Origin of the sequence: Microbulbifer hainanensis (assembly GCF_014904735.1) — a bacterium.
Taxonomy (GTDB): domain Bacteria; phylum Pseudomonadota; class Gammaproteobacteria; order Pseudomonadales; family Cellvibrionaceae; genus Microbulbifer; species Microbulbifer hainanensis.
Window position 1 is genome coordinate 197,364 of the sequence record NZ_JACZCR010000026.1, and the last position, 7,454, is coordinate 204,817.

The 7,454-nt window shown below is 58.6% G+C and carries 7 protein-coding genes; 3 read left to right on the forward strand and 4 right to left on the reverse strand.

The genetic code is table 11. The annotated features are described in order from the left end of the window. Positions 1–229 precede the first annotated feature (229 nt). A complete protein-coding gene (locus IG168_RS09775; RefSeq protein WP_193164201.1) occupies positions 230–1,147 on the forward strand; it encodes a pirin family protein in 918 nt (305 codons plus the stop codon). A 92-nt stretch (positions 1,148–1,239) separates the two neighbouring features. Here the strand turns inward: IG168_RS09775 and IG168_RS09780 are convergent, their stop codons facing one another. Together IG168_RS09780 and IG168_RS09785 are read right to left on the reverse strand one after the other, a co-directional pair. Continuing rightward, complete coding sequence (locus tag IG168_RS09780; protein ID WP_193164202.1) at positions 1,240–1,764, reverse strand: hypothetical protein; 525 nt, start codon at positions 1,762–1,764, stop codon at positions 1,240–1,242. Between the two features lie 60 nt (positions 1,765–1,824). Beyond that, the gene (locus IG168_RS09785; protein WP_193164203.1) at positions 1,825–2,835 is read right to left on the reverse strand and encodes a site-specific integrase; all 1,011 of its coding nucleotides are present in this window, start codon (positions 2,833–2,835) and stop codon (positions 1,825–1,827) included. A 191-nt stretch (positions 2,836–3,026) separates the two neighbouring features. Between IG168_RS09785 and IG168_RS09790 the strand changes: the two genes are divergently transcribed. Both IG168_RS09790 and IG168_RS09795 read left to right on the forward strand, forming a co-directional pair. Further along, positions 3,027–4,094 carry a DNA-binding protein gene (locus IG168_RS09790; RefSeq protein ID WP_193164204.1) on the forward strand — a complete coding sequence of 356 codons (1,068 nt, stop codon included), beginning with the start codon at positions 3,027–3,029 and terminating at the stop codon, positions 4,092–4,094. Between the two features lie 64 nt (positions 4,095–4,158). Continuing rightward, a complete protein-coding gene (locus IG168_RS09795) occupies positions 4,159–4,656 on the forward strand; it encodes an acyl-CoA thioesterase (RefSeq protein WP_193164205.1) in 498 nt (165 codons plus the stop codon). A gap of 5 nt (positions 4,657–4,661) precedes the next feature. Here the strand turns inward: IG168_RS09795 and IG168_RS09800 are convergent, their stop codons facing one another. Beyond that, positions 4,662–5,495, reverse strand: a complete 834-nt coding sequence (locus tag IG168_RS09800) for a CLCA_X family protein (protein WP_193164206.1) — start codon at positions 5,493–5,495, stop codon at positions 4,662–4,664. A gap of 99 nt (positions 5,496–5,594) precedes the next feature. Continuing rightward, a partial coding sequence (locus tag IG168_RS09805; RefSeq protein ID WP_193164207.1) for an ATP-dependent DNA helicase occupies positions 5,595–7,454 on the reverse strand: 1,860 nt, incomplete at its 5' end.

Consider the following 7,454-nt stretch of genomic DNA (forward strand, 5'->3'; position numbering starts at 1 on the left):
ACCCGGGATACAGGAAAGAAACTCTCTTTAGCTTAGCCGAGTGGCCCGGGCGCTCCGGACAGAGCGCGGTTGCTTTGCGCGCCCCGGGCGCGGCTGACACTGTAACTTTTCACGCCGAATTTTGTAAGTGGCAAGTGGCGCGAATCACTTCGTGGCGTGTAAACGATGAAACTGGTTTATAGTTGCCTGCAATTCCAACTCTCTTTCGCCAAAACTCCAGGAGGCCGCTTTGAGCAATCTCACCAAAACCGCTGAGCAGGAATGCGATGTCATCGAGGGCTGTGGAGCGATCAAGGTCATCATCGAACCAAAGCAGAAGGAACTCGGCGGTTTCTCGGTGAGGCGCGCGCTGCCCAGTCGTGAACAGCAGATGGTCGGCCCCTGGATCTTCTTTGATCATATGGGGCCGGCGGACTTCCCCGCAGGGCAGGGCATCGATGTGCGCCCACACCCGCATATTGGTATTGCCACAGTGACCTATTTGTTTGAGGGGGAAATTCTGCATCGGGATTCCCTGGGCAGCGATCAGCCGATCCGGCCCGGCGATATCAACCTGATGGTGGCGGGGCGGGGCATTGTGCACTCGGAGCGGGAGCGCCCGGAATGGCGCGCGGCGGATCATCGCCTGCACGGCCTGCAACTGTGGCTGGCTCTGCCACAGGCACTCGAAGAGATAGAGCCGGCCTTTCACCACTATCCGTCTGCTGAGCTTCCGGCCCTGGAAGTCGACGGCGTGCCTATTCGTGTCATCATGGGCTCTGCCTATGGTGTTACCTCGCCGGTGAAAACCTTCGCTACCACCCTTTATGTGGAGGCGCACCTGCAACCGGGGCAGACGATCACCCTGCCGGATGCCGATGAACGTGCGGTTTATGTCGCATCGGGTAGGCTCAAGGCCCGTGAAACTGAAATACCGGAGTATGCCCTGGCAGTGTTCGACAAGGTGCCGGGTGTAGTGCTGGAAGCAGCAGAGGAAAGCCGTATTGCGATTATTGGCGGCGAGCCTTTTTCAAAGCACTGTATCGTGTGGAATTTTGTCTCCAGTCGCGCGGAGCGGATTGATCAGGCGGTGGAAGACTGGAAGGCCGGTCGTTTCCCCAAGGTGCCAGGGGATGAAAAAGAATTTATTCCTTTCCCGGATAAATAATATTGCGTGTGTCTGTTGCGGATGGCGGGTTATTTAGTAGCTTGAGCTGTACATCAATTTACATCCCTGTAAATGATGAAGTCAGTAGTAAGTTAATTGGCGATCTTCATAGCCTGCATTTCCGCTGCATCCAGATAGTAAGACATATACCGGTGCATAGCCTGGAAGGCTTCGATGTTGCCGTCCATCGCCTGTTCAAATTCACAATGACAGGCAATGATCTGGGCCATGCCCAGGTGGTGGTCCTGACCGGAATGGTCACGCAGTGATTCCGCGGCAATATCAGCCATCTTTTCCGCATTGGCGGCCGGAGTGCCGTGGCCAATCAAGGCTTCGCGAAAATTGATTTTGAATCGTCCAAAATGCGGATCTTCGCCGCTGAACAGTTCAATCGCCTGATAGATTTTTTGTGCAGTAGTCATGGTCGTTCCCCCTGAAAATCGAGCCGCGCATATTAGCTGACAGCAGCGGAAAGACCTATTGATCCAGTGGGCTATAACATGAGTTTGGCGACAATATTTTCTCGCCGGATTGATGGCGCGCCAGTCGCAAAATGACCACTCAGTACTCGCCTCCCGGTGGCGCTCGCGAAGCCCTTTAACGTTTAGAGTCGCCACTTTGTCTCGACGTAAACATCACATTTTTTGCAGTCAGAAAGATGCGAGTGACGCCAGAATCTATTCTTCGGGAGTGAGGAGTGCCGTCATCTTTTTCATCAACGGAATGGTGGCATTGTCGGTAAGCTGGCGCCCCTCTTCGATGTACTCCCATACAGTGGCATCGCTTTTCCAGCCGCCCTGTTTCTTGATCAGCTCAAATGGCACCTTCTCCCGCGCTGCCGACGTGGACAGGCCGCGGCGCAGGCTGTGGCTGCTCAGGCTGCCGACGAAACCGAACGCACAGGCATAGCCCAGCTGTTTCAGCAGCTCGTTGACTGCGCCCGGGCTCAGCGACTTTGCCTGCACCTGGTCCCAGCGGTTGACCGCGCGGAACACCGGCCCCTCGGTTATGCCGGCGGCATCCAGCCACTGCCGCAGGGCGGTTGCAGCGCAGATTTGCGGATCACCGAAGGGCAGGGCGCGCATCAATCCCTCTCTGTCCTGGTCGGTCTTGGATCTGGGCAGCACAATGATGAGTCCCTCGTCTTCCCAGTGCAGGTCGGAAACTTGAATTGCCACCAGTTCGCTGCGGCGGAAGGCGCCGAAAAAGCCGGCGAGCAGCAGGGCGAGGTCGCGATATTTCTTCTTGCTGTCCGGAAGTGTCTTCAGGTGGCGCGCCATCTCGGCGATATGTTCGAGCCGCAGCGCCTTGGCCTTCTGCCTGGGTTTGCCGTGCAGGCGGCGAATACCCTGCATCGTTTTCTGCACGACTGGTTCGATCACCGGGTTGGCAATGCCCTGGTAGTGGTGCCATTGCCCGATTGCGGTCAGGTGCAGGTCCAGTGTGCGCGGGTTGACTATCTCAGCGCGGCTGAGCAGGTAGCGGACCAGCATTCGGCTATCTGTGGGCAGCCTTCCGCCCCATTTTTCGAACTGACGAATCGCCGAGCGGTAGGCCCTGCGCGTGCTGTCTGATGTGGCTGCGCTCAGATACTGCTGGATGTTCGCGGCGGATTGCAGCGTATTGCCGTGGGTCGCCGGTTCGATATGTTGCGCAGCGGGGCGCCTAGGCGATGTTTTCTTATTCATCGGGACAGCATCCATGCGATGTGGATATCGTAATGAACGATATGGGAAGTCGGCGTCAAAAATATTAGCTAACCGACGATAAGAATAATTATCGAGGGTTAGAAAATGTGATTCAAGCGATGCTGTTAAATAAACAAATAATGTTATATTACGTAACACGTAATACATTACTAAAAATAAAGGAATTGGGAATGGCGCGCACCGGTGTGACCTATCTGGATATTGCTCAGGCGGCAGAAGCGGTTAAAAATCGCGGCGAGGAACCGACCGTGGATCGGGTGAGGGCGGAACTCGGTACGGGCAGTAAGAGCACGATCGGGCCGCTACTCAAGCGCTGGCGATCCGAGACGGGCAATCCAGTTGCGGATACGGCCGGGTTGCCCAAGGACCTGGTCGATGCGCTGAAGGCATTGCACGAGCGGTTACAGGGCGAAGCCGACCAGAAAATCGAACAGGCGAACGCCGAATGCGAATCCGCCATCGAAGAGTTCCAGCAGGAGTTGGCGCAGGCACGGGAAGTGGCTGCGCAGCGGACGCAGGAACTTAGGAACCTGGAGCAGAAGCACGAGGCTGCGCAGGCACAGGCCGATGCCCTGAAGCAAGAACTACAGGTTTCGCAGGCGTCACTGGAAAAGAGTGAATACCAGCGGGAAGTGAGCGACGCGCGTATTGCCGAGTTCAAATCCACCATTGAAGAGCTGAAGCAGGAAAACCGCGATATCCGCGCGCATTTCGAACACTTCCAGCAGCGGACTGCGGATGACCGCCAACAGGAGCGCGATCAGTTCAGGGCCGCCAATGAGCAGTTGAGCGCACAGGCAGCCAGCCTCTCCCGGCAGCTTGCCGAAGCCGGGCGAAAACTGACGGATCGTGAAACCGAAGGTGAACAGCTGCGGGAAAATATCGCGGGCCTGAATGCCGACAAACAGGAACTGATGCAGCAGGTCTCCGTCTATTACAGGGAAATCGAATTGCTGCGGCAGGCAGGTGCCGAGCAGACCGGCCAGATCCGCGCCCTTGCCGACGAGGCCCGCATTTTGCAGGACAAGGTTAGCGCGCTGCACAGCAGCAATGCGTCGCTCGAAAAAGAGTCTGAGCTGCTGCGCCTATCACTGGGTAAAGCACAGTCAGAGCTGGATGTAGCTATGGAGCGAGTGGCTCTGTTAACCGATGAGAATCGTACCATCCAGCAGGGCAAAGCACTTCTCGAGGGACAGTTCCGTCAGCTCGAGCGCGCTTCCAGCGAAAACGCAAATTGAACCGAAGGCGGTTACCGTCACTTCGGCATAAACAGAATCCAGTTCGAATTTAAGGACAACCCGTATGCAAGCCCGCGAACATCAGCTCAGCATGAGCGTCCTGATGACCCCGGATATGGCGAACTTTACCGGCAAGGTACACGGCGGAGAGCTGCTGTCATATCTCGACAAGGTGGCCTATGCCTGTGCCAGCCGCTATGCCGGTTGCTATGTCGTAACGCTGTCGGTAGATCGGGTGATGTTCCGGCAGTCCATCAATGTCGGCGAGTTGGTGACATTTCTGGCATCGGTGAATTACACCGGCAATACCTCGCTGGAGGTGGGTATCAAGGTCATCACCGAAGATATCCGCAACCGGGTCGTCAGGCATACCAATAGCTGCTACTTCACCATGGTGGCGCTGGATGACGATGGGAAGCCCGTGCCGGTGCCGCCGCTCAAACCGGAAACCATCGTCGAAAAGCAGCGCTTCGAGGCGGCCATGTTGCGCCGCAAATTGCTGCACGAGCAGGAAGCGGCGCACGATGCAATCAAGGAAAAGGTGCGCGGTTTCAAACCCTGAGCAGACTACTGGTCTTTTGTTTTTCCCGGGGCCAGCTTCGGCTGGCGGCTTTCCGCCGCGTGGCTGAGGTTGGCCCGCAGCGCACGGCCGAGGCAGGAAAAATATTCGCGGAAAGCGGCATTGATGCGCTGGCGGTGGTCGCCGGTGGGGTAGAGCCCCATGCGCGCCTCGTCCGTCGCCTTGGTGCCGGAGACGAGGAAATTATTGCTGATACTGGCATCCTGCACGAAGGCTTCAAACGCGCGGGCGCAGAGTTCCGCCGGATCGCTGTAATAGACACTGCCATTGGCCTTGTCCGCTGCGCAGGATATCCGGAACAGTTCGCTGGGGTTCTCGCCCTGTTCATCGAGCATGATGCTCCGGAAGCAGGCAAAGAGACGGTCGTTGAGCGGGTGGGGCACCGGTGTGGCGTCGCGCAGCCAGGCTTCCGAGGCGTAGATGCGCCCGGAGACATCGCTGAACGCCTTGTCGGCGAGATAGTGGTCCAGCGCGTGAAACCATTCGTGGGCAATCGAACCGGGTCCGGCATTTTTTGCCAGTGAAAAACTTCTGGCCGCAGGTTCGTAGAACGCCAGCATTCCCGGGCGGCCGCCGATGCCGTACTGGAACGACAGCGTTTCCCGCAGGGAGATCAGGACTTCCGGGCCCTGCAGGATCGACATCAGGTCGGCCAGCGCATCGTAGAAGAGCCCCGCGGCTCTGTCTCTTTCCGCCTGTGTCACCCAGCGACCGATACTGATCGAGCGGAAGCCGAATCTCCTCCTGACGTCGGCGAAAGTGACCGATTGCCGGTCCCGCTGAATGGGGCCGCGGCGATAAAACTGTCGGGGTGACGCCATAAGCTGGATTGCGCGATGCAGTAACTGGTGAAACAACGGTCTGGAATAGAGCTGGATATTAATACAGTCTCAGGCCTGACAACAAGGACACCTAAAGGGTCAATCGGGGCCCCAGAACTGACTGAGCCCGGCGGACAGGGCTTCATCATGGCTGCACATCTTCAGTAGCCAGTGCTCGGGGTACAGTGCCCGGTAAAAGGGATCTGCGAAGCGGGCGTCGGCCAGGATCACGACGCCCCGGTCGGTCTCGGTGCGGATAACCCGCCCGGCGGTCTGTAGTACCCGGGTCAGACCCGGATAGCGATAGGCGATATCGAAGCCGTTGCCTGCTATGTCGCTGTCGGCAGCGTCGCAGGCGTTGCGCAGCAGTTCCTGCTCTTCATTCATCTGCGGCAGGCCCACGCCGACGACGATGGTGCCCACCAGCTGCTCGCCCACATAATCCACGCCCTCACCGAAGATGCCCCCCATAATGGCAAACCCCAGGCTGCCGCGGCCCTCGCTGAAGCGCTGCAGAAATGCGCTGCGGTCCTGATCGCTGCTGCCGGGCGTCTGCTGCACCAGTTCAATGTGCGGAAACCGCTGGGCAAAGCGCTCTGCCACCTGCTGCAAGAAACGGTAGGACGGAAAGAACACCAGGTAATTGCCCGGACGGCTGTTGTAGACCCGCGCCACCATCTCCACCAGGGCGTCGGTGGACCGCTCGCGGGCGCGGTATCGGGTATCCACATAGGGGCAGAGATAAACGCCCAGCTGTTCGGGACTGAATGGCGACGGCAGCATCAGGTAGGGCGACTGCGCCTGCAGGCCCAGTTGCTGGTAGATATAGTTCGCCGGCCGTAAAGTGGCGGAAAACGCGATGATTGCGTGAAACTGCCGATAGCACTGCTGCAGGTAATTGGCGGCGTTGAGGCACAGCAATTTCAGCCGCTGTTCTTCCCGGCGGGTGCCCCGGTTTTCCGCCCGGGTCAGGCAGCGGTGTTGTTCGCCCAGCAGTTCATCAATCGTCAGGTAACGGTAGAGTTCACTCAGCCATTCGCGGATCTCTTCAGGCGGTGACTGGGACTGCTCCCACAATTGGTTGACCGCGGTCATGACCTTGTGGGCTGCACGGGTGACCGCGACAGGATGCTTTTCCGTTTCCGAAAATACGGTCACCCAGACTTCAGAATCTCGGTTCGTTGTGTCTGCCGGATTCGTATGTTCCTCGCGCCGCTCCGCCACCCACTTGTCCAGTGCCCGCACCAGGGACTGGATATGCCGCCGCAATGTCGGGTGAGAACCCTTGCAGGCCGATGCAGCGCGGCGGCTGTCGCTGCGATTCAGGCTGGCGCTGTACATTGCGCGTGCCCGGTCGCTCAGGTTGTGGGCCTCGTCCACCAGCAGCGCCCGCCGATGGCGCTGGTCCTGCAGCGCATTCATGTGGACCAGGGGATCAAAAACATAATTGAAGTCGCACACTACCAGGTCGACCCAGGGCAGCATTTGCAGTGACAGTTCAAACGGGCACAGCTGTAGCCGATCCGCCACCTGCGCGACCACGGCAGGTGTCAGCAGCGATTCGCCGAGCAGTTCCTGTCGCGCTGCCGGCAGTCGATCGAAAAATCCCCGGGTGCGGGGGCAAATGCCATCCGCATCCGGGCTGCACAGTCCCAGGCGGCAGGCGCAGGTCTTATCGCGGGCCTGGATTTCCAGCAGCGACAATTTGAGCCCGTTGCAGTGGAGTCGCGCCGCCGTTTCCCGGACGACCTCGCGGCCGGAGTTCTTTGCGGTCAGGTAAACCAGCTGATCCACCTGTTCTTCCCCCAGTGCCTTGATTGCCGGGAAGAGGGTGCTGACCGTTTTGCCGATGCCGGTGGGCGCTTCCACCACCAGCTCGCCGCCATCGCGCAGGCAGCGGTAGGCGGCCACCGCCAGTGCGCGCTGGCCGGGGCGATAATCGTAAAATGGAAATGCGAG